The sequence below is a fragment of the Mangrovibacter plantisponsor genome (assembly GCF_003182475.1).
Taxonomy (GTDB): Bacteria; Pseudomonadota; Gammaproteobacteria; order Enterobacterales; family Enterobacteriaceae; genus Mangrovibacter; species Mangrovibacter plantisponsor.
Genome location: NZ_QGTS01000004.1, coordinates 261814 through 287443 on the forward strand (window position 1 = coordinate 261814; position 25630 = coordinate 287443).

At 50.4% G+C, this 25630-nt stretch carries 19 protein-coding genes; 6 read left to right on the forward strand and 13 right to left on the reverse strand.

What is annotated here, in order from left to right; all coding sequences use genetic code 11:
• Positions 1 to 36: 36 nt before the first annotated feature.
• Positions 37 to 1155, forward strand: coding sequence for a YcbX family protein (locus DES37_RS08195; RefSeq protein WP_110025490.1), 1119 nt, complete (start codon positions 37 to 39; stop codon positions 1153 to 1155).
• Here the strand turns inward: DES37_RS08195 and DES37_RS08200 are convergent.
• The 3 genes from DES37_RS08200 to pepN form a co-directional block, all read right to left on the reverse strand.
• Positions 1143 to 1685 (reverse strand): cell division protein ZapC, encoded by a 543-nt coding sequence (locus DES37_RS08200; protein WP_036107825.1) that lies wholly within the window; start codon positions 1683 to 1685, stop codon positions 1143 to 1145. The genes DES37_RS08195 and DES37_RS08200 overlap by 13 nt on opposite strands.
• A gap of 312 nt (positions 1686 to 1997) precedes the next feature.
• On the reverse strand, positions 1998 to 3008 hold the full coding sequence (pyrD, locus tag DES37_RS08205; protein ID WP_110025491.1) for a quinone-dependent dihydroorotate dehydrogenase: 1011 nt from the start codon (positions 3006 to 3008) through the stop codon (positions 1998 to 2000).
• A 168-nt stretch (positions 3009 to 3176) separates the two neighbouring features.
• Entirely contained in the window at positions 3177 to 5789 is a 2613-nt protein-coding gene (gene pepN / locus DES37_RS08210; protein WP_110025492.1) for an aminopeptidase N, read from the reverse strand.
• A 267-nt stretch (positions 5790 to 6056) separates the two neighbouring features.
• Here pepN and pncB point away from each other — a divergent pair, with 267 nt between their 5' ends.
• From pncB to DES37_RS08235, 4 genes are all read left to right on the forward strand, one after another.
• Entirely contained in the window at positions 6057 to 7259 is a 1203-nt protein-coding gene (gene pncB / locus DES37_RS08215) for a nicotinate phosphoribosyltransferase (RefSeq protein WP_036108729.1), read from the forward strand.
• 176 nt (positions 7260 to 7435) lie between these two features.
• Positions 7436 to 8836, forward strand: coding sequence for an asparagine--tRNA ligase (gene asnS / locus DES37_RS08220; RefSeq protein ID WP_036107817.1), 1401 nt, complete (start codon positions 7436 to 7438; stop codon positions 8834 to 8836).
• Positions 8837 to 9383: 547 nt separating this feature from the next.
• Positions 9384 to 10469 (forward strand): porin, encoded by a 1086-nt coding sequence (locus tag DES37_RS08230; RefSeq protein ID WP_110025493.1) that lies wholly within the window; start codon positions 9384 to 9386, stop codon positions 10467 to 10469.
• A gap of 186 nt (positions 10470 to 10655) precedes the next feature.
• On the forward strand, positions 10656 to 11846 hold the full coding sequence (locus DES37_RS08235) for an amino acid aminotransferase (protein ID WP_110025494.1): 1191 nt from the start codon (positions 10656 to 10658) through the stop codon (positions 11844 to 11846).
• A gap of 90 nt (positions 11847 to 11936) precedes the next feature.
• Here the strand turns inward: DES37_RS08235 and DES37_RS08240 are convergent, their stop codons facing one another.
• From DES37_RS08240 to cmoM, 7 genes are all read right to left on the reverse strand, one after another.
• The gene (locus DES37_RS08240) at positions 11937 to 12584 is read right to left on the reverse strand and encodes an MBL fold metallo-hydrolase (RefSeq protein ID WP_110025495.1); all 648 of its coding nucleotides are present in this window, start codon (positions 12582 to 12584) and stop codon (positions 11937 to 11939) included.
• A 29-nt stretch (positions 12585 to 12613) separates the two neighbouring features.
• Positions 12614 to 13162: a peptidoglycan L,D-endopeptidase MepK gene (gene mepK / locus DES37_RS08245; RefSeq protein ID WP_036107806.1), complete on the reverse strand. Its 549-nt coding sequence runs from the start codon at positions 13160 to 13162 to the stop codon at positions 12614 to 12616.
• A 178-nt stretch (positions 13163 to 13340) separates the two neighbouring features.
• Positions 13341 to 15215 carry a L,D-transpeptidase gene (gene ldtD, locus DES37_RS08250; RefSeq protein ID WP_084172265.1) on the reverse strand — a complete coding sequence of 625 codons (1875 nt, stop codon included), beginning with the start codon at positions 15213 to 15215 and terminating at the stop codon, positions 13341 to 13343.
• A gap of 253 nt (positions 15216 to 15468) precedes the next feature.
• Positions 15469 to 19929 (reverse strand): chromosome partition protein MukB, encoded by a 4461-nt coding sequence (mukB, locus tag DES37_RS08255; RefSeq protein WP_110025496.1) that lies wholly within the window; start codon positions 19927 to 19929, stop codon positions 15469 to 15471.
• The gene (gene mukE, locus DES37_RS08260) at positions 19926 to 20639 is read right to left on the reverse strand and encodes a chromosome partition protein MukE (RefSeq protein WP_072006933.1); all 714 of its coding nucleotides are present in this window, start codon (positions 20637 to 20639) and stop codon (positions 19926 to 19928) included. Before mukE ends, mukB begins: the two co-directional genes overlap by 4 nt.
• Entirely contained in the window at positions 20620 to 21942 is a 1323-nt protein-coding gene (gene mukF / locus DES37_RS08265) for a chromosome partition protein MukF (RefSeq protein WP_036107800.1), read from the reverse strand. The genes mukE and mukF overlap by 20 nt, the downstream gene beginning before the upstream one ends.
• 3 nt (positions 21943 to 21945) lie before the next feature.
• On the reverse strand, positions 21946 to 22725 hold the full coding sequence (cmoM, locus tag DES37_RS08270; RefSeq protein WP_110025497.1) for a tRNA uridine 5-oxyacetic acid(34) methyltransferase CmoM: 780 nt from the start codon (positions 22723 to 22725) through the stop codon (positions 21946 to 21948).
• A gap of 131 nt (positions 22726 to 22856) precedes the next feature.
• Here cmoM and elyC point away from each other — a divergent pair, with 131 nt between their 5' ends.
• The gene (elyC, locus tag DES37_RS08275) at positions 22857 to 23630 is read left to right on the forward strand and encodes an envelope biogenesis factor ElyC (RefSeq protein WP_110025498.1); all 774 of its coding nucleotides are present in this window, start codon (positions 22857 to 22859) and stop codon (positions 23628 to 23630) included.
• On the opposite strand, the gene DES37_RS08280 is transcribed toward elyC, so the two are convergent.
• The 3 genes from DES37_RS08280 to DES37_RS08290 all read right to left on the reverse strand — a co-directional run bounded on the left by DES37_RS08280 (position 23610) and on the right by DES37_RS08290 (position 25598).
• On the reverse strand, positions 23610 to 24503 hold the full coding sequence (locus DES37_RS08280) for a YcbJ family phosphotransferase (protein WP_036108718.1): 894 nt from the start codon (positions 24501 to 24503) through the stop codon (positions 23610 to 23612). The genes elyC and DES37_RS08280 overlap by 21 nt on opposite strands.
• A 166-nt stretch (positions 24504 to 24669) precedes the next feature.
• Complete coding sequence (gene kdsB / locus DES37_RS08285) at positions 24670 to 25419, reverse strand: 3-deoxy-manno-octulosonate cytidylyltransferase (protein ID WP_110025499.1); 750 nt, start codon at positions 25417 to 25419, stop codon at positions 24670 to 24672.
• Positions 25416 to 25598, reverse strand: a complete 183-nt coding sequence (locus tag DES37_RS08290; RefSeq protein ID WP_036107787.1) for a Trm112 family protein — start codon at positions 25596 to 25598, stop codon at positions 25416 to 25418. Before DES37_RS08290 ends, kdsB begins: the two co-directional genes overlap by 4 nt.
• Between the last annotated feature and the right edge of the window lie 32 nt (positions 25599 to 25630).

The window sequence follows — 25630 nt, forward strand, 5'->3', positions numbered from 1 at the left end:
AAGTTGCCCTTTTATTTATTCGTGCAGGGAGACAATGTGGTTACCTTATCTCGTTTGTTTATCCACCCAGTCAAGTCGATGCGGGGAATACAAGTATCACACAGCCAGGTCGATATTCAGGGACCGGCTTTTGACCGCATCTTCATGATTACGAAAACCGACGGTACCTTTGTCACGGCACGCCAGTACCCGGAAATGGTGCTGTTTACACCGGGTCTTCTGAACAATGGCCTGTTTCTTCAGGCACCTGATGGCACCAGTGCCACCGTTCTGTTTGACGATTTTCAGCCCACACCTGCCCCTACAGAAGTCTGGGGGAATCATTTTACTGCACTGATTGCACCTGATGACGTCAACCGCTGGTTAAGCACGTTTTTCCCTCTCCCGGTAGAGCTACGCTGGGTAGGGCCAACACTGACCCGCCGGGTTAAAAAGCGGGATGACGTTCCGCTGGGGTTTGCCGACGGTTACCCTTTCCTGCTGACCAGTGAGAGTTCACTGCGCGACTTACAACAACGTTGCCCCGCCAGTGTCAGTATGAACCAGTTCCGCCCAAACCTGGTGGTTTCCGGTGCTGCAGCCTGGGAAGAAGATACCTGGCAGGTTATTCGTATTGGCAGTGTCGTATTTGATGTCGTGAAACCTTGTAGCCGCTGCATTCTGACCACCGTCAGCCCCGAGAGAGGGCGCAAACACCCTTCTGGCGAACCGCTGAAAACCCTGCAAAGTTTTCGTACTGCTCAGGACAATGGTGATGTTGATTTCGGCCAGAACCTGGTTGCCCGTACCAGTGGCATCATTCGCCAGGGCGATGAAGTACAGATTCTGTCTACCAAACCCGCAAAAGTTTATATCGCTGGCGAAACCGCGGATGAGACTGTTAGCGTGGTTGCACAGGCTGCCGGGGTTAGCATTGACTGGCAAGGCACGACATTCCATGGCGACAACCAGCAAATTTTGCTGGAGCAACTGGAGCAACAGGGAATAAAAGTGCCTTATTCTTGCCGCGCGGGGGTTTGCGGATGCTGCCGGGTGCGTTTAGTGGAAGGGCAAGTCACCCCGTTGAAAAAAAATGCCATCAACGGTGACACAATTCTTGCCTGTAGCTGTGTGCCTTGCGGGGATATAAAAGTGGCTGAGAATCAAACCGCCTGATCAAGGCTTTGTGCATTCTCATCAGTGAATGGCCGTAAGCGGTCATTCATTATTTTAATGGCATCCCCTAACTGCATAGTGCGCCCGGCCAGGGTCAATGCAGGTTGAGCCAACAGGCACAATGCCGCGTTTTCACCCGGTTCGACTACCAGCAGGCGGACACACTGCTGGTCATCGCTAAGCCAGACATTGGCGGGAGAAGCTAATGCAGGCTGCCACTCTTCGCCATGAGCAACAAAATGCCAGCTTTTTGGCATCTGAGGTTTAAGGTAACGGATAGCAACTAATGCATTGAGCACCAGTTCAGCCTGTTGTTCTGCGCTTAAATCAAAGCAGCGGCAGTTTTCTTCAAACGAAAACCAGAGCGCTGCATCATCGACACAAAAACCATTTGTTTCAAAGGCATCAGGCGTCAGCATTTTGCGTGGAAAACGGGAGCGGAAAACCATACCATTCGCCAGGTCGAGCATCATGCGGTCATGGTCTTCATCGTAATACCATTGCCAGGCATCATTGGGTTTTATATTCATTAATCGACCCCGTAATTCACACAATTATTAACACAATTTCTTATACGATTTCTTAGGCAATTTCTTCTGCAGCGTAACCCAAAACCCCTTTTCATACTTCAGGCTGCTGGTGTATATCTTTACCAAACTTTGCAGATTAGATGGCTGAACCACTGCACCTGCCGCCCATGTTATTTAAGGGTATCGCCGCGGGTCTTTCGATTAAATATCACCACTTAAAGGAAAGACTATAAAGCACAAATAAGCAACAAAAAAGGAATATAAAACAACCAGAGCTAAAAATAAAGCCCTGGTTGTCTTAATTGGTGGGTATCAAATATGAGTAACGATATCTTTAATCAGATGTGGGCCTTTAAAAATAAACCCGGAATATATTTGAATCAAAGATGCGCCTGCGGCTATTTTCTCGCGGGCAGCAATGACAGAGTCAATCCCGCCGACACCGATAATAGGTATCTGCCCTTTTAGCTCGGCAGACAGACTACGGATTATTTCAGTGCTCTTTAGTTGTAAAGGGCGCCCACTCAACCCGCCGGTTTCATCGCAGTTCGGCATGCCCTGCACTAATTCACGGCTCAGTGTGGTATTGGTTGCAATTACGCCATCAATATTATGACGCAGTAAACTGTCTGCAACCTGGATCAATTCCTCTTCGGAAAGATCAGGCGCGATCTTCACAGCCACAGGAACATATTTATGATGAATATCGGCTAACTGTTGCTGTTTATTTTTTATCGCAGACAACAGATCATCAAGAGCTTCACCATATTGTAATGACCGCAAACCTGGGGTGTTAGGGGATGAGATATTGATCGCAATATACCCGGCATAAGGATAAATCTTATCCATACAGATCAGGTAGTCATCTTTACCATTCTCAACCGGGGTGTCTTTATTTTTGCCAATATTAATCCCGAGGACACCATCGAAATGCGCCTTTTTGACATTTTCGACAAGGTTATCAACGCCCAGGTTATTGAAGCCCATGCGGTTGATTAACCCCTCGGCGGTGACCAGACGGAAGAGACGTGGTTTGTCGTTGCCCGGTTGTGCTCGCGGTGTAACAGTACCAATTTCAATTGCGCCGAACCCCATTGCGCCCAGAGCGTCAATGCATTCGCCATTCTTATCCAGCCCGGCCGCCAGACCAAGTGGGTTTTTAAATGTCAGCCCCATGCAGGTCACGGGCTTTGCCGGGACAGACTGACGAACCAGCCACTCCAGCGGTGTACCGGTTACCCGGCGTAATTGCTGGAAGGTAAATTCGTGTGCGCGCTCAGGGTCGAGCTGAAAAAGGGCTTTTCGAACGAAGGGGTAGTACATGAACTCTCCTGGATTCCCGGTGTGCAAACCGGGGCAGTATTATTATTCATCTGCACAGGAAAGGGAATTGACTTGCAACAAAAAATAGCCGGACAAGCAAACGTTTTACTCGCCCGGGAACCTCTTGTACCGTGGCAGGCCTGCCGGACGACAGGCCTGTTCTGGTGATCACCCAAGTGCTTTAGTGATTTTCTCGAATAGATCGCCTGAAAGGTTATCCAGCCCTTTCAGTGTTTCCAGTGCCTGGCGCATCAACGCCTGGCGGGACGCATCATAGCGTTTCAGGCGAATCAACGGCTCAATCAGGCGTGAAGCAACTTGTGGATTGCGGCTGTTCAGTTCCGTAAGCATTTCCGTCAGGAATGCATAGCCACTGCCATCAGTTGCATGGAAGGCTGCCGGGTTAGCGCTGGTGAATGCGCCAATCAGCGAACGTATACGGTTCGGGTTACTCATACTGAACGAGCGATGTTGCAATAACCCACGGACATTTTCCAGCACATTATCTGCCGGGCTGGTTGCCTGCAGAATGAACCATTTGTCCATTACCAGGCCATCCTGGTGCCATTTCTCATCGTACTCAGCCATCAGTGATACGTGGCATGGCAGTTGGGCACTGACTGCCGCAGACAATGCCGCCAGCGCATCAGTCATATTATCGGCCTGGTGGTACTGTGCGCTAACCAGCTTATCGGCAAAGTCAGGATCGCTGAACGCCAGGAAATGCAGGCAGGTATTACGCAAGGCACGTTTGCCAATATCGCTATGATCGATACGATAAGCATCAACTTTCATTGCGTTATACACAGCAAGGCATTCATCTGCCAGTTCCACTGCCAGTGCACGGGTTAATGCCTCATGCACCGCAGCAATTGCGCCCGGGTCAATGACCGGGAACAGTTCAGCAATTTCATTTTGCGAAGGCAGTGTCAGAATTTCAGCGGCCAGAGCCGGGTCAATTGACTCATCAAGTAAAATGGCACGGAAAGCGTCCACGACATGCAATGGCAGTGACAGCGGCTGCGCAGCCTGCTGGCGTGCCACGTTGAGTTTAATATAAGTAGACAGCAAGCTCTGAGCGGCATCCCAACGTGAGAAATCATTGCGGGCATGGCGCATCAGGAAGGTCAGTTGCTGGTCGCTCCATTTATATTCCAGTTTGACCGGCGCAGAGAATTCGCGCAGCAAGGAAGGTACCGGCTGGAACCAGACATTATCAAATACAAATGTCTGTTTTTCCTGAGTCACGTTCAGTACATGATGAACCGGATTCCCCTGGTATTGCAGCGGAATCACTTTCCCTTCGTTGTCATACAATTCGATATCAAACGGGATATGCAACGGTAGTTTTTCTGCCTGCTCTGCAGTTGGCGGTGTCTGCTGGCTGATGGTCAGGGTATAACGCTCCGTTGCCGGGTCGTAATCGTCCTGCACACTCAGAACCGGTGTTCCTGACTGGCTGTACCAGCGGCGGAAATGTGACAAATCGACATTGGACGCATCTTCCATCGCCTGAACAAAATCGTCGCAGGTTGCCGCGCTGCCATCATGGCGCTCAAAGTAAAGCTGCATCCCTTTCTGGAAAGCGGCTTCACCCAGAAGCGTATGCATCATGCGAATGACTTCCGCCCCTTTTTCATACACCGTAAGGGTATAGAAGTTATTCATTTCAATAACTTTATCCGGGCGAATGGGGTGTGACATGGGGCTTGCGTCTTCTGCAAATTGCATTGCCCGCATAGTACGAACATTACTGATACGGTTTACCGCGCGGGAACCCAAATCAGAACTGAACTCCTGATCGCGGAATACAGTGAGCCCTTCTTTGAGGCTTAACTGGAACCAGTCGCGGCAAGTCACACGGTTGCCTGTCCAGTTATGGAAATATTCGTGACCGATAACGCGCTCAATGTTTAAATAGTCTTTATCGGTTGCTGTCTCTGCGCGAGCCAGAACATATTTGGAGTTAAAGACGTTCAGGCCTTTATTCTCCATCGCGCCCATATTGAAAAAGTCGACAGCCACAATCATGTAGATATCGAGGTCGTATTCCAGGCCAAAACGCTGCTCATCCCACTTCATGCTATTTTTAAGCGATTCCATCGCCCAGTCAGCACGATCAAGATTGCCTCGGTCTACATATAATTCAAGCGCCACATCGCGCCCGGAGCGGGTTTTAAAGGTGTCGCGCAGGACATCAAAATCCCCGGCAACCAGTGCAAACAGGTAGCAAGGTTTCGGGAATGGATCCTGCCATTGTACCCAGTGACGCCCACCTTCCAGCTCCCCCTGCCCCATGCGGTTACCATTGGACAGCAGGAAAGGATAGGTTTGTTTGTCGGCAATAATTTTGGTACTGAAACGTGCCAGAACATCCGGCCTGTCGAGATACCAGGTAATGTGGCGAAAGCCTTCGGCCTCACACTGTGTACACAACGCTTCACCAGATTGGTACAACCCTTCCAGCGCAGTATTTTGTGCCGGGTGGATGTCATTGACGATAGTCAGAGTAAACCGGGCAGGCAGGTTACTCACAACCAGCGCCCCGCTTTCCAGTTGGTAATCCGGCCACGGTTGCCCATCCACATCCAGGGAAACCAGAGTCAAATCCTCACCATCAAGGCGTAACACCGCCCCTTCTTCCCCCTGCCGTTGTACCTGGCTGACCGCAGTAACCCGGGTTTGCCCGGCATCTAATTCAAACGTTAAGTCAATGTCAGTAATGGTATAGTCCGGCGCACGATAATCATGGCGGTATTTGGCTTGTGGCTGTTGTGTCATAAAACACCTTTAAGGCAGTCTGCAGTTATGATGGTTCAGTCTATTCCTGTTGCAGGGTTGTTTCCATGCAGAATCGTCAGCTTTTCAGCATTTAAGGCATGAAAATATACATCTTCATAACATGAGGCACAAAATGCGCTCGACCAGAATTACGAGTTGTGGTGTGATCCAGCTTTAATAAACGGATAATCCAGGTATACTCCTGCATCTTTAGCTGCTGTTAGCCATTAATGGAAACGCTCCTGTGAGAGGATGCTGAAACGCACCATGACACATTTCGCTTCCCCAATTTTGCACTCTCTGCTGGATACTGACGCCTACAAGCTTCATATGCAGCAGGCAGTATTTCATCATTACTATGATGTCGATGTTGCTGCGGAGTTTCGTTGCCGCGGTGATGACCTGCTTGGGATCTATGCCGATGCGATTCGCGAACAAGTCGAGTCCATGCAAGACCTGGCGCTAACCGATGATGAATACCACTGGCTGGCAAGTTTGCCTTTCTTTAAAGACGATTACCTGTCCTGGCTGCGCACTTTCCGTTACGATGCGCGGCAAGTTCTCATCAGCAACAACAACGGTAAGCTGGATATCCGCTTACGTGGGCCCTGGCGTGAAGTTATCATGTGGGAAGTCCCACTACTGGCGGTAATCAGTGAGGTTGTTCACCGCTTCCGCACACCGGATGTCCCTCAGTCGCTCGCACTTGAGCACCTTGAACAGAAACTGGTGGAATTCAACGCGCTTACCGCCTCTCTTGATATGTCTGGCTTTAAGCTGATGGATTTCGGCACGCGGCGCCGTTTTTCCCGCCTGACCCAACAAAGTATTGTTGAGCGGCTGAGCCATGAACCCTGGTTTATTGGCACCAGCAATTACGACCTTGCCCGCAGGCTCACACTGACCCCAATGGGCACCCAGGCACACGAATGGTTCCAGGCACATCAACAAATCAGCCCGGAACTCGCCAGTAGCCAAAAAGCTGCACTGGAAGCCTGGCTGGAAGAGTACCCTGATCAGTTAGGTATTGCCCTGACCGATTGCATTACCATGGATGCTTTTCTGCGTGATTTTGGGCCGGAGTTTGCAGAGCGTTACCAGGGGCTGCGCCATGATTCAGGGGACCCGGTTGAATGGGGTGAAAAAGCCATCGCTCATTATGAGAGCATGGGGATTGACCCACTGACCAAAACGCTGATTTTCTCTGATAACCTTGATTTAACCAGGGCCGTTGAACTGTACCGCCATTTTATGGCGCGCGTGAAACTTGGTTTTGGTATTGGCACGCGCCTGACCTGCGATATTCCTGGTGTAAAACCACTGAATATCGTGATTAAACTGGTGGAATGTAATGGCAAGCCGGTGGCGAAGTTATCTGACAGCCCGGGCAAGACTATTTGCCATGACAAAGCGTTTGTCAGTGCCCTGCGTAAAGCGTTTGACCTGCCACAGGTGAAAAAAGCCAGCTAAGCCGTGGATTTCCTCAGTCAGAAAGGCACCTTTTGGTGCCTTTTTGCTCAACAGAGCAGTTTTATTGCTTCACACCTTCTAATTCTGCTTGTTTGCTGGCGTCCGCCAGGTAACATAGATATCCCCTTTGCGGGATGCAATTTAACCGTTATTGATAACTAACCAGAGAGAACACTATGAGCGTTGTGCCTGTAGCTGACGTACTCCAGGGCCGCGTAAACGTTGACAGCGAAGTCACCGTACGTGGTTGGGTACGTACCCGAAGAGATTCAAAAGCTGGCTTTTCCTTCCTCGCCGTTTATGACGGCTCCTGCTTTGATCCGGTACAGGCCGTCATTAATAATTCTCTGCCCAATTACAATGACGAAGTGCTGCGCCTGACCACCGGTTGTTCTGTTGTAATTACCGGGAAAGTGGTTGCTTCTGCCGGCCAGGGCCAGTCAGTCGAACTGCAGGCTTCCAGTGTGGAAGTAACCGGCTGGGTTGACGACCCGGATACCTACCCGATGGCTGCCAAACGCCACTCTATTGAATACCTGCGTGAAGTTGCCCACCTGCGCCCGCGTACCAACCTGATTGGTGCCGTTGCACGTGTTCGCCATACCCTGGCTCAGGCACTGCACCGCTTCTTCCATGAGCAGGGCTTTTTCTGGGTATCCACTCCGCTGATTACGGCATCAGATACTGAAGGTGCGGGTGAAATGTTCCGGGTATCCACCCTGGATATGGAAAACCTGCCACGCGATGATAAAGGCAAAATCGATTTCGACCAGGACTTTTTCGGCAAAGAAGCCTTCCTGACCGTTTCAGGGCAGCTTAATGCGGAAACTTACGCCTGCGCGTTATCGAAAGTGTATACCTTCGGCCCAACTTTCCGTGCAGAAAACTCCAACACCAGCCGCCACCTGGCAGAGTTCTGGATGCTGGAACCTGAAGTCGCTTTTGCGAATCTTGATGATGTCGCCGGGCTGGCTGAAGCTATGCTGAAGTACGTCTTCAATGCGGTTCTTGAAGAGCGTATGGATGATATGGAATTCTTCGCACAACGTGTGGACAGCGACGCAGTTGAACGCCTGAAACGCTTTGTTGCAGCTGATTTTGCTCAGGTTGATTACACCGATGCGGTTGCCATCCTCGAAAAATGCGGTCATCCGTTTGAAAACCCGGTTTACTGGGGCGTTGATCTGGCGTCTGAACATGAGCGTTACCTCGCTGAACAGCATTTCAAAGCTCCGGTGGTAGTGAAAAACTACCCGAAAGACATCAAGGCATTCTATATGCGCCTTAATGAAGACGGTAAAACCGTGGCCGCCATGGATGTACTGGCACCGGGTATTGGTGAAATTATTGGTGGTTCCCAGCGTGAAGAGCGCCTGGATGTGCTGGATGCCCGTATGGCTGAAATGGGCCTGAATAAAGAAGACTACTGGTGGTACCGCGACCTGCGCCGTTACGGCACCGTACCACACTCTGGCTTCGGCCTGGGCTTTGAGCGCCTGATTGCCTACGTAACCGGCGTGCAGAATGTGCGTGATGTGATTCCGTTCCCACGTACACCGCGTAACGCAAGTTTCTGATGCACGGCTGACGAAAATCTTCGTTATATTTCTACAAAGACCGCACAAGTTGCGGTCTTTTTTTCGCACTCACTGTTAAAAAACCCGCCCCCAAAGCGCCCGTAAGGACCTGTGCTGCCGTGTAACCGTTAACCAAATTGTTTCATTGCGCACAATAATTGTGCAATGTAAATCCCCCTGCATATCGACTGCCTGTCTGCATCACGATTGTTTATTTTTCGCCCACAAAAAAGACCGATGGTAATAATGCATAAGCAATTCATATATATAAGTTGGTTATCGTGTGCTCATTCGCCAAAGGATTGCGAAATTTGAAGCACTTCACAAAGTTCCCCAAAATACATAAATTGTTACACATTTTTTCTTCCTGAAACTGTATTGCGACATTTGTAGCACTTTCAGGCTGGCGAAACGGTTACATGGATGGAAAGATGCCTCTCAGACACAGAAAGACACCACACTCATGGCAGAAGTTCCGTAAATTTTTTACAGAGTTTATTGGCAGAGATGACAGGTGTTACAAAAAAACCAATGAGGGTAATAAATAATGATGAAGCGCAATATTCTGGCAGTGGTAATCCCGGCTCTGCTCGTAGCAGGTGCTGCAAACGCAGCTGAAATCTACAACAAAGACGGCAATAAACTGGATCTGTACGGTAAAGTTGTTGGCGAACACGACTTCGTTACTTCCGGTGCGACCAGCAACGGTGACAACACCTATGCTCAGATCGGTTTTAAAGGCGAAACTCAGATCAATGACCAACTGACTGGTTACGGTCAGTGGGAATACCGTGCTTACGCTAACGCGCCAGAAGGTGAGCAGACCAACAAAACTCGTCTGGCGTTTGCTGGTCTGAAGTTTGCTGACTACGGTTCACTGGATTACGGCCGTAACTACGGTATCGTTTATGATGTTGATTCATACACCGATATGGCACCAAGCTTCTCTGGTATGACCTGGGCGAACTATGCTGATAACTACATGACAAGCCGTGCTACTGGCGTGCTGACTTATCGTAACAGCAACTTCTTCGGTCTGGTTGATGGTCTGAACTTTGGTGTTCAGTACCAGGGTAAAAATGAAACTGACGCTGTAACCACTCAAAACGGTGATGGTGTTGGTTACTCTCTGGGTTACGATTTCGGTTCTGGCTTCAGCCTGATTGGTGCATACAGCAATGCAAACCGTACTGTTGACCAGAAACTTGATGGTAAAGGTGACAAAGCTGAAGCATGGGCTGTTGGTGCTAAATACGATGCTAACAACATCTATCTGGCAACTACTTATGCAGAAACCCGTAACATGACCCGTGAGAAAGACGGTACATTTGCAAACAAAACCCAGAACTTTGAAGCCATTGCTCAGTACCAATTCGACTTCGGCTTACGTCCATCTGTATCTTATGTTCAGTCTAAAGGTAAAAACCTTGCCAGCCGTGGTACCTTCAACGGTGGCGATGCAGACCTGCAGAAATTTGTTGAACTGGGTGCTTACTACTACTTCAACAAAAACTTCAACATCTATGTTGACTACCAGTTGAACCTGCTTGACAACGATTCTTACGCTAAAAACGTAGGTAACGTAAACGGTAAAGACGACCAGGTTGCAATGGCTGTGACCTACCAGTTCTAATCCCGAACAACATTGTTGTTATGGATATAAAAACAGGGCTTCGGCCCTGTTTTTTTTATTCCGGCCAGCACATCGGCCTGACTTTAGCCGCTGGTCACTCTTTTTATGGCAAACGGTTGGCAATTGCCTTAACTCCCGTTAACCTGATAGCGAAGTTCCCTTCTGTTACCACAATGGAAAAATGTCATGTTTGAGAACATAACTGCCGCGCCTGCTGATCCTATTCTTGGTTTGGCCGATTTGTTTCGTGCTGATGAACGCCCGGGGAAAATTAACCTTGGTATTGGTGTTTATAAAGATGAAACCGGTAAAACCCCTGTTCTGACCAGTGTTAAGAAAGCAGAACATTATTTGCTGGAAAATGAAAGCACCAAGAACTACCTCGGCATTGACGGTATTCCGGAATTTGGCCGCTGTACTCAGGAATTATTGTTTGGCCAGGGAAATGCCATCGTTACCGATAAACGTGCCCGTACAGCCCAAACACCTGGTGGAACAGGGGCACTGCGCGTTGCTGCTGACTTTATTGCCAAAAACACCTCTGCGCCACGTATTTGGGTAAGCAACCCAAGCTGGCCTAACCATAAGAGTGTCTTTAGCGCCGCTGGTCTGGAAGTGTGTGAGTACCAGTATTACGATGCGGCAAACCATTGCCTGGATTTTGGTGGCATGGTCGCCAGCCTGCAGCAAGCTCAGGCGGGTGATGTAGTTCTGTTCCATGGTTGCTGCCATAACCCAACAGGGATTGATCCGACAGAAGAGCAATGGGCCGAGCTGGCAAAACTGTCGATTGAAAAAGGCTGGCTGCCTCTGTTTGACTTCGCTTACCAGGGTTTTGCCCGTGGTCTGGAAGAAGATGCTCAAGGCCTGCGTCTTTTCGCGGCCCTGCACAAAGAACTGTTGGTTGCCAGTTCGTACTCCAAAAACTTTGGCTTGTACAATGAACGTGTGGGTGCCTGTACGCTGGTTGCGGCAGACAGCGACAACGCTGACCGGGCTTTCAGCCAGATGAAAATTTGTATCCGTGCCAACTATTCCAACCCGCCAGCTCATGGTGCATCGGTTGTTGCCACTATCCTGAGCAATGAAGCACTGCGTACACTGTGGGAGCAAGAGCTGACTGATATGCGCCAGCGCATTCAGCGTATGCGGCAGTTGTTTGTTAATACGCTACAGGAAAAAGGCGCGGCGGAAGATTTCAGCTTTATCATTCAGCAAAACGGTATGTTCTCTTTCAGTGGTCTGAGTAAAGAACAGGTGCTGAGGCTGCGTGAGGAGTTTGGAATTTACGCTGTGGCTTCAGGGCGTATCAATGTTGCTGGCATGACGCCTGACAATATGGCGCCATTGTGTGAAGCTATTGTGGCTGTGCTTTAACACCTGAACAAACAGTACCTGCTGTTATTGCAGCGTTCAGAACAAAAATACCCGCCAGCAGAGCGGGTATTTTTATATCTGAAGAATAACTTACCAGACTGGCTGTTCATCCTGCAGGAATGGGTTGTGCAGGCGTTCATAACCCAGTGTAGAAAGAGGACCATGGCCGGGAATAAAAGTGACATCATCGCCCAGGGGTAATAGCTTATTTTTGATTGCCGCAATAAGCTGGCCGTGATCACCACGGGGAAAATCACTGCGCCCTACACCACCTTTAAATAGCACATCGCCGGAAATAAGCAGAGCACTGAGCTTGTCATAAAACACCACGTGCCCTGGCGTGTGCCCGGGGCAATGCAGTACCGACAGGCTCACGTTCCCAACAGTGACGGTATCGCCTTCTTCAAGCCACTGGTCTGGCGTTAATGGCTGGCAGTCTTCCAGACCAAACATGCGGCTTTGTGCTGGCAACCCTTCGAGCCAGAATGCATCTTCCTGCTGCGGCCCAATCACGGGCACATTGTAATGAGCAGCCATTTCAGCAGCCGCGCCAACATGGTCAAGATGGCCGTGAGTCAGCAATATTTTTGTTACATTCACACCCTGACGAGTGACATTATCAATAATGACTTGTGCATCACCACCCGGGTCAACCAGAGCGGCTTGCCGGGTTTCTTCACACCAAATTAATGAACAGTTCTGCGCAAATGCGGTCACCGGAATAATGTGATAATTCATAATTCTCCACACCCGGCTGTGCCGGATTTTTACCAGTGCCTGACCGGCCCGGTATCAATATGAACAAAGTTGCTACGAGGATAATATCCTACACCACCTGCCCGCATCGACAAGGCTGCTTTGCGCACATTGCTCAGAGAGAGGCCTTCGATATGGAAATCCATGGCCTGCCCTTTGGTATGATAGCTCTGTTTAGCCACACCTTTACTGTGAGCCCGTAATTCATTATTGGTATCAAGGCTACGATAGCCCGATATAAGCTGTACAGGCTTGCGCGTGCCCAGCAAACCTTGCAAACGATACAACTGGTCGAAAAGTTTTGGGTCAATATCGCGAACGCGGTTAGCACGGTAATCACGGAAGAAATGGTTCAGGCGGGAAAGTTCATCTTTTATATAACGGGAACCATCAAAAAATTCAGCCTTAATGGACTCTCCGGTATTTAAATTATTCAACATCAGGATACGAGGGCGAGGAGTGGATAACGTCGCGAATGCCTGGCCTGGTAATACGGCCGCGCCCAGCGCTATCCCGCCCAGCGTCAGTAAGCGGCGGCGGTTATGATCTAATTTATTCATCTGGTCGTATTCTGAAGTAAAAAAAGTAAGAAAAAGCCATCTCAGGCGCACTGAGGCACCTTAACTGGCATGTAACGAACAGTCAAGACGGGGTAATCGAGGGAGTAAGCGTAAAAACAGGCCGTTTTTACGCTTCATTACATTTCATACAACCAGAAACTGCTTATTTGCCTGGTAATTAGCGGATCAACTGCTCCGCTTTTGGCAATATTTTGGCTCCCAGAACAGCAGTGTTGTCATAATTGTAAATATCTGTTCGATATTGTGTATGACCATCATCACCCACAAAAGCGGTCAGATAATACAACCGTACCGGGATTTTATGCCGCACAGGTACATACCTTGTATCCCCTACTTTTAACGTTTGGGATATACGTGCATCGTTCCAGCCAGCATCCTGCAGTAACATATTTGCCAGTTCGGAAGCTTTATTCACGCGCACACACCCTGAGCTCAACGCACGCACATCTCTGTTGAACAGATTGTGATTTGGCGTGTCATGCAAATAAATGGCATCGGTACTCGGCATATTAAATTTATACCGCCCCAGGGAGTTATGATCTCCAGGTTTCTGCTGAAAACGGAATGGCAGGTTAGATGGGGTAATTGTCGCCCAGTCTACCATGAACGGATCAATTACCTCGGCATCGCGGCTCCAGCCACTCAGAACAGTGTAACCATGGCGGTCGAGATACCCGGGATCATTCCAGACTTTTGGCAGAATATCTTTACGCGCCAGTGTACCGGGCACATTCCATGGCGGGTTGAGTACCACGTTATTCAGCGCACTGCTCATTAACGGTGTTTTCCTGTCCGGGCGCCCCACGATAACCCGAGATGCCAGCACTTCACTGCCACCAGAATAGTAAATCAGTGAGAAGTTAGGAATATTCACCATAATGGCGGTTTCCATTTTGTCCGGCAGCAAACGCAAACGCTGGATATTCAGTGCCAGTAATGCTGCACGCTGAGCTGGTGAAACGTTCAGCCAGTTACGGGTTGCCGGGCCAACCACACCATCGTCTGCCAGACCCTGCCATTTTTGGAAACGCTCAACCTGGGCTACCAGCGCTTTGTCATAAATCTCACTTGCGGGCGCGGCAACGGTTTCGCTTGCTTTACCGCCCGTTGCGTCTGACGTGCTGGCAGGCTCAGTAGCCACACCAACAGGCGCTGCTGACGGGCTGACTACGCCATTGGCGGCAACGGCAGGTTCTGCAGGCGTTGATGCTAATGGCGCCACAATACCTGCCGCACTGTAAAGCTTGTCAACATCACTGATAATCTGGCGTAACACAGCTACATCGGGGCTGCTGTCACCTGGCCGCAGTGTTTTGCTGGTAGTCAATTGAGGCCATTCGGTTACCGAGGCCGAAGAAGAGAGTAGTTTCAGCAATGACTTGTGCATCACAGCATATTGGGGGTGCTGCGGAGCAAGGGAATCAATGAACTCACCGAAAGCGCCATTACGCAACGCGTCCTGCCACTTCGCAACAGCTTTTGCTGGAGGCGGTGCCAGTTTGTACGGTTTTGAACTGTACAGCCACACGTTACCGTTTTTAGGCACACCAGCGACATACTGCAGGTAACCAAACATGGCATCAGATAATACGATATCCCTGGCCATTCCGGTAACCGCAGGATCTGTTAGCCGCTCCACCCACTGGGTGAACTGTGGCTGGATCCCGGCCATTGCCACTTCAGCCAGTTGTTGCTGAAAGGCTTTCACCGCGTCACGGTTATTCCATACTGGCTGCATTTGGTGCAAAGCATATAACCGTGCCAGTTCATCAGGGTAGGCTGGCGAGAACCCGCCTGCCAGTTGTTGCAATGCTGATTTAGCCTGAGCGACTGACTCAGGAGACACAGACACTGCCTGCGTATCAGTGGCGGAAGAGTCATCACCTACCACCTGAGGTACTTCTACCGCATTGGCATCATCGGGGATGATGGCCGGTTCATCCGCCCATAACTGCGCGCTCGTTGTCAGCCCCACAAAAAAATATGCACTTAATACTGACCAACGAAAGATTTGCTTCGTCTTACTTTGCACGTCCCTGCCCCCTTTAATGCTATTTCATCAGGTAAATCAATTAACAACTCCTGGTGATACTTGCCCCAAGTATATAAAGAGACAGGCGGCTTGTCGCCCTGATTTGTAAAGGTAGTTAAACAGAGCCCTAATGGCAGCGTTTTTTAATGCATTAAGATAAATCAAAAATATATCAGTCGGCAGAGATACCGTACTGGTGTTCTGCATGTGAAACAAAAAACGGGCCGCAGCCCGTTGTTTGTTTGGTATTTAATCAGGAGGCATCGGATGCTGCCGGTGCTGCATCCTGGCCGGCTTCCGCTAATGGCGGAGCAAAACCGCGCAGCCCAACCACATGCACATGTTCGCCCTGAGCAGTCACTTTACGCATCAGTTTATAGGTGGTGCCTTTTTCCGGGCTGATATTTTCCGGTGCAGCAATAATAAGCTGCATTTCAAGGCGTTCACACAATTCAAACAGAGTCGCAATTGACTTCGCATCCAGACGTGCTGCTTCATCAAGGAACAACAACCGGCAAGGTGAAATATCTTTCCCACGCAGGCGGCGTGACTCATCTTCCCAGCTCTGAACCACCATCACAAGGATGGACATCCCGGTACCAATTGCTTCACCCGTTGACAGTGCACCACTTTCCGCACGCAGCCAACCGTCAGAGCCACGGTTAACTTCCACTTCCATATCGAGATAGTTACGGTAATCCAGCAACTCTTCACCAATGGTTTGCGGTGTGCGTTGCCCCATGTCTATTTGCGGGTTAAGGCGCTGATAGAGTTTTGCCAGTGCTTCAGAGAAGGTCAGGCGCTGGCTGTTAAACAGATCCTGGTGTTGCTCATGCTGCTCGGAAAGCACATCCAGCAGTGTGGCATGTGCTTCACGGATATTCACATTAAGCCGAACGCTGTTAACCTGACCGAAAGAGACACTCTGCAGCCCCTGGTTAAGCATACGAATACGGTTCTGCTCACGCTGAATCGTCTTGCGAATAATGTTAGCCACACTACGAGAACTGATTGCCAGTTTCTGCTCACGGGAGGTCAGTTCCTCTGTCAGCCTGCTCAGCTCAATTTCCATTTGTTCAATGGCTTCGACCGGGTCATCAGTGCGAATAATATCCTGACGGATACGCTCACGCAGGTGCTGGTACACCGCCACAAAGAACTGGATCTTGCGTTCCGGGCGCTTCGGATCTTCTGACAGGCGCAACACATCCCGCAGGTGTTCGTTATCGGCTACCGCCTGGCGCAATGCCCCCAGTGCTTTATCCGACATTGAACGCAATTCGTCACCACTCAAATAAGCCAGTTCACGACGATGTAACCGGCGTTCAACACCGTTTTCTTTCACCAGGCGCATCACCGCACACCAGCCTGCTTTCGCAGTCACGACCTGTTCACGAATCTCATGGTAACTGCGCTCCAGGCGGCGTAACGCCCGGGTCAGGTTATCCATTTCGGCTTCACAGAAAGTCAGTTGTTTTTCCAACTGATTACGGCGTGAACGGTTGCCAGACAACTGGTTATGCAATTCATCACGGCGAGTTCGGGCACGCTCTTCTGCACCGGCATCTGCCCTGACACCGATGTCCTGCAGTTCTTTATGGAGATCACTCAGCAGTTCATTTTTGGTTTCCCATGAACTTTTCAGTGACGCCAGAACCTGGTGGTACTGATTAAGCTGTGCGCCATGGCTGCGTAATGCTTCACGGCTACGGCTGCGTTCAGATTCTGCCTGCTCAAGGCGCTGGCGCAATTTTTCATTTAAGTCGGAATTGCCACTGAGGATTTCAACGGCATCAGAGTAACTAAAGTGAGCCCGGCGTTGCACCACCTCAGCCAGAGCAAAGGCTTGCTGGCGTGCTTCTGTTTGAGTGCGTTTGGCGTTCTCGTAGTCACTCTTCAGTTGCTCAAATTGTTCAGGGTCACTTTGCAGTACGCTGGCAACAGGTTCCAGGCGTGCCAGTTGGCTGCCATGTTGCTGTAAATAGCGGGCGGCCTCCTGTGCTTCGTCAACTTGCGCCTGAATCTCTTCAACACGGTCAGCGAGGGTTTCATCACCTAACAGGTTAGCCCGGGGTAACAAGCGGTTAAGCAGTGCGACACCTTCGCGCGCCTGTTCATACTGGGTTTTCTGCTGCTGGTTGTCACTCTCATGCTGCGACAGGGTGCGTTCAATTTCGCTGCGGCGCGTATTCAACTGGCGAATAGCGGCTTCCGGGTCATCATCAAACGCAACCGATAAATGCTGGCCGATAAACCGGCTGAATGCCTGATGCAGGCGCTGCGTTTTCTGCACATCAAAAGAGAGTGTGGCGAATTTTTCGGCCAGTTCTTCACGTTCCGCATGCAGATTTTCAATACGGCTTTCACGTGCAGCGCGGCCAAACAACGGCACAGAAGGAAAGCGAGAATAGCGCCACTGGCGGTCGGCAATTTTCACCACCACCGCTTTTTCCAGCTCTTCGACACTGAAGACGCTGTCGTCAAATGACTGTGGGTCACCTTCAATCAGGTACAAATCTTCCGGGCAGTCTTCAAGACCATCCAGATATTCACGTACCCGCGATAATTCTGGTACCACAATGGCATGACGGGAAGGCCCGTAAAGCGCAGAGAAGTAAGGGGCGTCGTCCAGCCCTACATCATCATAAATCTCTGAAAGCAATACGCCGCCAAAACGCTCAGCCAGAGCATTAAGGCGCGCGTCTTCAGCACCACCTGGCTGGCTCAGGCGTTCGATTTCGTCATCTACTGCCTGTTTGCGAGCGGAAACAGAATCACGTTCAACGATGTTTTCCCGTTCACGTTCCAGCAGTTGCTGAAGGTGCTCAGTTATCTCCTGGCCGGAAGTAAATTCTTCCCCGCTTTGTTCGGATAACTGGTTCAGGCTGCTTTGTGCGGCGAGCCACACTGGCGCTCGCTGCGTCAATAACTGGATTTTCTGCTGGAGTTGTTCATGCTCCTGGCGCAGAGAAGAACGCTCTTCACTGGCCTGAGATACACGCTCAGACAAACTGGCAATTTTGGCTTCGAATTCTTCCCGCCAGGTTTCCAGTTCTTCCGGTAACACCTCACGTCCTTGCTGGCGGCTGAATTCTGCCAGCAGGCGTTCAGCATCCTGCTGTTCACGCAGGCGCTGTTCCAGTTCAGACAACCGCATACGCAGTGCCGGAACTTGCTCGGCCTGGTAGCGCTGGTCTGCAGCGTCACGCAATAAATCACGGGCAACCTGCCAGGCATCACTACGGCTCACCGGCCCGCTAATAGCACAAACCAGTTTCCAGGCTTCTTCAAACTGCGCATGCGCCGTTTGTGAAACGCGCATTTTCTGCTCCAGAGACAGCAGCGTTTCAGTTCCTTCCTGCTCTTTAGCCTGGAAGGTATCAAGCCATTCATCCGCGCTGTCAACGGTTAAATCAGGCAGACTGCACAGTTCACGGGCACGGTTCAGGGCCTGCAACGCCTGTTGATACTGCAAAGCACGAGTTTGCTGAACATCAAGCGCTTGCTGGTAATCGGCCAACTGGTTTTTGAGTTCATCCACCTCCAGCTCTGCTGCTTCGGCCCGCGCTTCGTGCTCCTCATGCTGATCCTGAGCTTCGGCCACCACCTCGTTTTGTTCTTCCAGGCGAATTTGCAGCTCTTCGAGATCTGCCTCATAACGCTCAATTTTCTCTTGCTGGCGTAATGCGGTCTGCACCAGATTCAGGTGATCACTTGCCGCCTGGTAATCAGCTTCCAGATCCCCTTCAGCCCCTGCCTGCTCTGCCAGTTCACGTGCCATTTCTACATGGCGATACTGCTCGGTTGCCAGTTGTTTACGGCTGGTGAATAACTCCTGGCGTGTGGCTAAGGCCTGGTCAAGGTGAATGCGACGCTCATTGGCATGGCGCATGTAATCCGCAGCCACGTAATCTGTCGCTTCGGAAATTAAGTGCTTAAACAAATCACGGTCAGACTGCGTTACCCGAATAGCTTCCAGCGTCATACGGTTTTCGCGCAAAGCGGCTTCCATATCCTGAAATGCTTTACGTACCCCGCTGTTTTCCGGCAACAGGTAATCACGCAATGAACGAGTAATAGCGCTGGAGATCCCACCGTAGAGTGAGGCCTCAATCAGGCGATAATATTTGCTACGGTCAGAAGCAGAGCGCAGGCGACGTGCCACAACGCCCAAGTCAAACATGAGTGCATGGTAATCGGTAATGGAACTGAACTGCCTGAACTGCACCCCTTCCATGGCTTCGGTTTTTTCTTTCAGTTCCTGCAAAGTCAGCACCCTGGCCTGGCGGGCATTAAGCGCCTCAGTCACCAGTTGAGTTGGCTGAACGGCCATTGGCAGGCCCTGAATGGCAAAAGGTTTGATGTCAACTTTGCGATCGCGCCCGGCAACCTGCTGCAAACGTACACCCACCAGCACACGCTGATGACGCGAGTTCACAACATCCAGAAAGGAGTAGCAGACGCCAGCTTTGAGTTTACCGTGCAGGCCTTTATCACGAGAACCTGATGTCGCACCAGCTTCGGTTGTATTACGAAAATGCAGCAGTGTCAGATCAGGGATAAGCGCCGTGACAAAAGCTGCCATCGTGGTTGATTTCCCGGCACCGTTCCCCCCAGAAAGCGTAGTAACCAGCTCATCCAGGTCAAAGGTTCTGGCAAAGAAACCATTCCAGTTAATCAGTGTTAGCGAACGAAACTTCCCGCGTTCAATCATTCCTGTTCATCCTCCGCTGTATCCTGATTATTATTGTCTTCCTGTTCATCATTAAGCTGCAGGCTCTGCTCTACTGGCATAGCCTCTCCGTCGCGAATCATGCGCAATTGCGCCTCGCGCGCATCATCGCCGGCACGGACATCGGCACCAAAGCGGAAAACAGACTCAGATATACGGAATTTGCTGCTGTCATGGCCGAGGAACCAAATCATTCCCAGCCTTCTCAGGCGGTTGAGCGAGGAGCGCACTTTTTCCTGCAGCTTCTGGCGATCCAGGTCGGAGCCGGTCGAGCGGTTGTTCACCAGCTTCAGTAATTTGCTTTCATCTGCCAGTGACAGTAGCTCGTCGTACAGTTCCTGTTGGGTAAAAATCCCTTCATTCGCCAGGCGCTCCGGGCTCAAATAAAGGTAACAGAGGATTTTCCCTACCATCATGTCCAGCTCGGAAAGCACGGAGCGAGGTATAAGGGTTGTTGACCGGGGACGGAGATAAAAGAAACCTTCAGGGGCACGAATAAGCTCTACGTTATAACGAATATAGAACAGTTCAAGTTCTTCCTGAAAATCCATTAAAAAGGCGTGATTATCCAGTTCATCAAGACCAATATGACGGCCAGAACGTAATTGGCTGTCAAGGGCCGGGAACAGTGGGTTGGCAATCGCCTGCGCCAGTTTTACCGGCATTGTTTGTTCAATATTTGTTGATGACATGCGCCTGTACCCTGGCTCCGTAATCATTAATAAGTTGCCACTGAGCGGGAAGCCCAGTGAAATCCGCTTCTGCTATACCCAGCCGTACAGCCTGGTCGACCACGATACGGGCGACATCAAAATGCCGCGCCCGCGGATATTGCGCCAGATATTCACGCATCACCACGCCGAGATCCAGTGGAAGATTTCTGGTTTTGTAGACCTGCAGGGACTGCTCAATCATCGCGGCCAGTTGCTCACGTATTTCATTAAACTCTTCAAATTCAAGGTCAACGGGTAATTCCCCCATGACCTCGTCATCCCGCAAGGACATCTCCTCATCACGCATATCGAATAAACGGTCTGCGTTGGCGTAAGTCAGCGCCCAGGGTGCATCGAAGTAATTTTGTACCGACTGGCGCAAACGCTGGGCAAACACCCGGTTTTTATCCATATCGATAGCTGTACGAATAAATTTATGGATATGACGGTCATAGCCTATCCATAAATCAATCGCCTGTTGACCCCAGCTGACGATACGGTCCAGCTTGCTCTGTAAATCGAAGATTAAGCGTTCGATAAAACCCAGGTCATCCTGCCCAAGAATGGCATCCTGGATCTGCAGCAAATTCGCCTGTAGTTTATCGCCCGCAGCTTCCAGCGTATCCTGCAATTCCCGTAACGTACCGGATGTTTCAGACAACAGCAGCTCACAACTGGAAATTGCTGCGCGCCAGTCCTTGTTCAGCAACTGAGCGATGTCATCTTTCACCTGCTGTTGTTGCTCATCCATAATGCGCTGGGTTAAATCAATGCTGTCGAAAATTTCCGCCACAGAGTATTTCAGTGGCGCAAACACATTACGGTGCCAGTGGAACTCGTCGCCACCTTCATCTGCAGCATCAGCCGCACGTTTGAGCTCCCCGGCAACAATGGACAATTGCATAGACAACCGCAACGTAGAAAACTCACGCTGGCGGATATAATAATCGGTAATGCCTATCCCCAGGGGCGTCAGGCGGTAGATGGCATTGCCTTCTGCCTGCTCGCTGGTAAAGCGGTTGATTAAACGCTGGCGGACCATATCATTAATGGCATTGTTTGCGCGCATGACGACGGTTTCACTGGCCTGCTCAAAAGCTTCGCTCACATAACGAAACGCATCAACCAGCTCACCTTCACTCATTTCTCCTTCCAGCCGCTCGCCATTGAGTGTGGCGACAGCCAGCAAAAAAGCCAGCCTGTCGACAGGCAGTGAAATTGAAAAGTCATTCTTTCTGGCCCAGGCAACCAGTTCAGGTACTGTCTGGGAAAATTCACTCATAGTTTATCCTTGGCTTTCTGGCTTTTGTGCCGTCACATGAATATACCGCCCAAGGCTCACCCAGGGCTCCTGACGACAAAAGCGAGTTTCCAGCTCCAGCAGTTCTTCAAAACAGTCTTGCTGCTGGTGTTTTTCCCGCAAGTAATCATGAAATACCCGCACACCGGTTTTACGGGTAATTCTCCAGCCAATTTGCTCCAGCCAGAGGTAAACGTTCTCTGGCTTTAATGGATGATCTGGCGAAAGTGTGCGCTTTTTACGTTTTGGCATACCCGCCGCCACATAGGCAAAATTACCAGCGACCATGTTATGCATCAGTAAACCATTAGCGTTATAAAACATCAGCGAAAGCACCCCGCCAGGAGCCAGGCATTCCCACAGTTTCGCCAGAACCTGTTCGGGTTCATCTATCCATTCAAGAACAGCATGAAACAATATCAGATCAACCGGGGAATCCAAATGTTCGCGCACCTGTTGCACCGCGGATTGTACAAAATGCATGTTACCGCTCACACCTTGCTCCAGAGCAAGTGCCTGAGCCCGGCTAATCATTTCACCGGAAAGGTCGCACAACAGCACTTCATGGCCCATTGCTGCCAGTTTACAGGCTGTTTGCCCTAATCCACCGCCCGCGTCCAGTATGCGCAATTTGCGCGTGCCAAACCCTTGCAGAATGCAGTCCAGATCCTGCCAAAGAATCGCCTGCCGTAAGCGGCCTTTACTGGTGCCATAGATGTTGCGTGAGAATTTCTCCGCGATGTCATCGAAGTTACGATCTGACACGAACTCACTTCCTTCCGCTAAACGGGCAAATGGCAAAACCCTTATTTTGTCACAGCTACAAGGATATTGAAGCTCTCTGGTGTAAGATCATTCCTGATCAACGGTTATATGGTCAAAAAGGATGCAGAATAATGCTTTTTACCCTTAAAAAATTCATTGGCGGCATGTTGTTACCCCTGCCGCTGGTTCTTTGCTTAATGGCACTGTCACTCATTTTGCTGTGGTTCACTCGTTGGCAAAAAGCAGGAAAGGTCATCATGACTGTGGGCTGGGCTGGGTTATTGTTACTGAGCCTGCAACCGGTGGCCGACCGGTTATTGCGCCCTCTGGAAACCACCTGGCCGACGTGGCAAGGCCCGGTGAACGTCCAGTACATTGTGGTGCTTGGTGGGGGTTATACCTGGGACCCGAAGTGGGCCCCCAGTTCGAATCTGATTAATAACAGCCTGCCAAGGGTAACTGAAGGCGTCAGGTTGTGGTTAAAAAACCCACAGGCGACGCTGATATTTACCGGAGCACCCGCGCAAGGAAACCCGGTGAGCACAGCAGAAGCAGGCGCTCGTGTTGCCCAAAGCCTGGGTGTGCCACGCAGCCATATTATGACGCTGGACCAACCGAAAGATACTCAAGAGGAAGCGGCGGCAGTGAAAAAGGCTATCGGCCAACAGCCTTTTATTTTGATAAGCTCGGCATCACACCTGCCACGAGCCGTGATTTTCTTTCACCAGCAAGGGCTGAATCCACAACCCGCACCAGCTAACCAAATGGCTATCAGCGCAGACCTGAACCCGTGGGAGAAAATCATTCCATCACCATTATGGTTGATGCACAGCGACCGTGCCGCCTATGAAACTTTAGGCCGCATCTGGCAATGGCTTAAGTTTTCAGGTCACCCAGGGCAATAGTTCTTTACGGGCTTTATCAAAAGCTACCCGGTTCATACGGCCAGTGCTGAGTAACTGGCTGACTTCATCCCACAGCACATACAGCCAGCGGCGCCACAGAAAGGCCTCGTCCACAGGGGCCTTTTGCTGGTAATGCCAGAATAAACTTTCCGACAGCCCGGATTCATTGAGGCGGAATAACTCAAATTCACGCGGTGCCCACAGCATGATGCCAGGATTAAGAATCGCCAGTAGCTGGTCCGTTCTTGAATCTTTCAGCATACTGCGCAACGTGAAATTGCCATGCACCAGCACACAGTTATCAGTAAAGCCAGCAAACAGCCCGGGTAAATTTTCTTTGGTGCGCAGTAGAATTGCTTTGTCCTGCATACTCAGGCCGGTATTGGTAAACTGATTCAGTGTGCTCCATAGCACTTCAATACGCTGGCGATACCAGGAAGGCCAGTGGTTTTCCTGGGTGTTATCTACCGTACCGACACAACCCCGGCTGTCCTGCCGGTGCCACGCCAGTAGTCCTTCAACAATTTGGTCTTTTAACTGCGCCCAGCGCTCTGGTGTGCGGGTAGGCGCTTCAACTGGCATTCCCCTTAACCGCTCCATCAGGAGAACATCCGGGCCAGGTTGTTCTTCGTGAGAAATGATACCGTAAACCACAGGCATGCGAACCGTACCTGTGCGGGCTAACAAAGAGATTTTACTTGCCATCTGCGCAGCCATCCCCGGCGAGCTGTAACTTTTCGCCAGCAACGGCAAGGCATTGCCAGAGCTGTCGTAAAGTGACCACAGAGCGGTATCTGGCTTTTCACTGATACATTCAATGCGACTTAACCGTTCACCTAACAGATGGCTTAATTCTGCACGTAATTGCTGCATATTGACCTGCCCATTGAAAAACCACTGTAGTAATAATGAGCGCCACAAACAGGGATGTCACTTTTCCAGATCAATTTACGCGCAGAAAAGAGGGGAAAATTTGAAAGGATTGTATTGCATAGGGAATTTATATTGTGGCGTGGCGGCGAATACCGCCACGAAATAATCACTGGCGGAATACAGCCCGCACATGTTCTAAATCTTTTGGTGTATCAACACCCGTTCCCGGTACTTCTTTAGCAACCGCAACATGAATTTTCTCGCCATACCACAGCACCCGTAGTTGCTCGAGCATTTCGATATTTTCCAGTTGCGATGGTTCCCAGGTTACATAGCGGCGAATAAACCCGGCACGGTAGGCATAAATACCGATATGGCGTAAAAAGCTGTCGCCAATGCTCTCCTTAGACTGAGCAAAACGGTCACGATCCCAGGGAATCGTCGCGCGAGAGAAATAGAGCGCATGCCCTTTGGCATCCATCACCACTTTCACTGCATTGGGATTAAAGGCTTCCTCTGCTGAATCAACAGGTACCGCGAGTGTCGCCATACCTACACCACTGTCGGCCAGGTTATCCGCAACCTGGCGGATAATCACTGGTGGGATCAGCGGTTCATCGCCCTGCACATTGACAATAACGGTATCATCAGCAAATGCGCATTTCTCGATAACTTCAGCCAGACGTTCAGTTCCGGAGTGATGATCAACACGGGTCATGCAAACTTCACCACCAGCCGCCTGCACAGCTGCGGCAACATCCGCGTGATCAGTCGCAACAATAACCCGTTCAGCACCCGATAACCGCGCCTGCTCCAGCACCCTTACCACCATAGGTTTGCCCGCAATATCAACCAGCGGCTTGCCAGGCAAACGGCTGGAAGCATAACGCGCAGGGATAATCACGACAAAACTCATACACCCGCCTCATCATTTTCCAACGGATGCGCTGCTGTTTCGAGCAAGACAGGGATACCTTCATCAATTGGGAAAACCAGGCCATCCACTTTACAAATAAGGGTATGCTTTTCCTGATTAAAATAGAGTTTGCCCTGGCAAACCGGGCAGGCAATGATTTCAAGCAAACGGTGATCCATATTTCCTCCGTCATGGATCCGAAAAATTACGC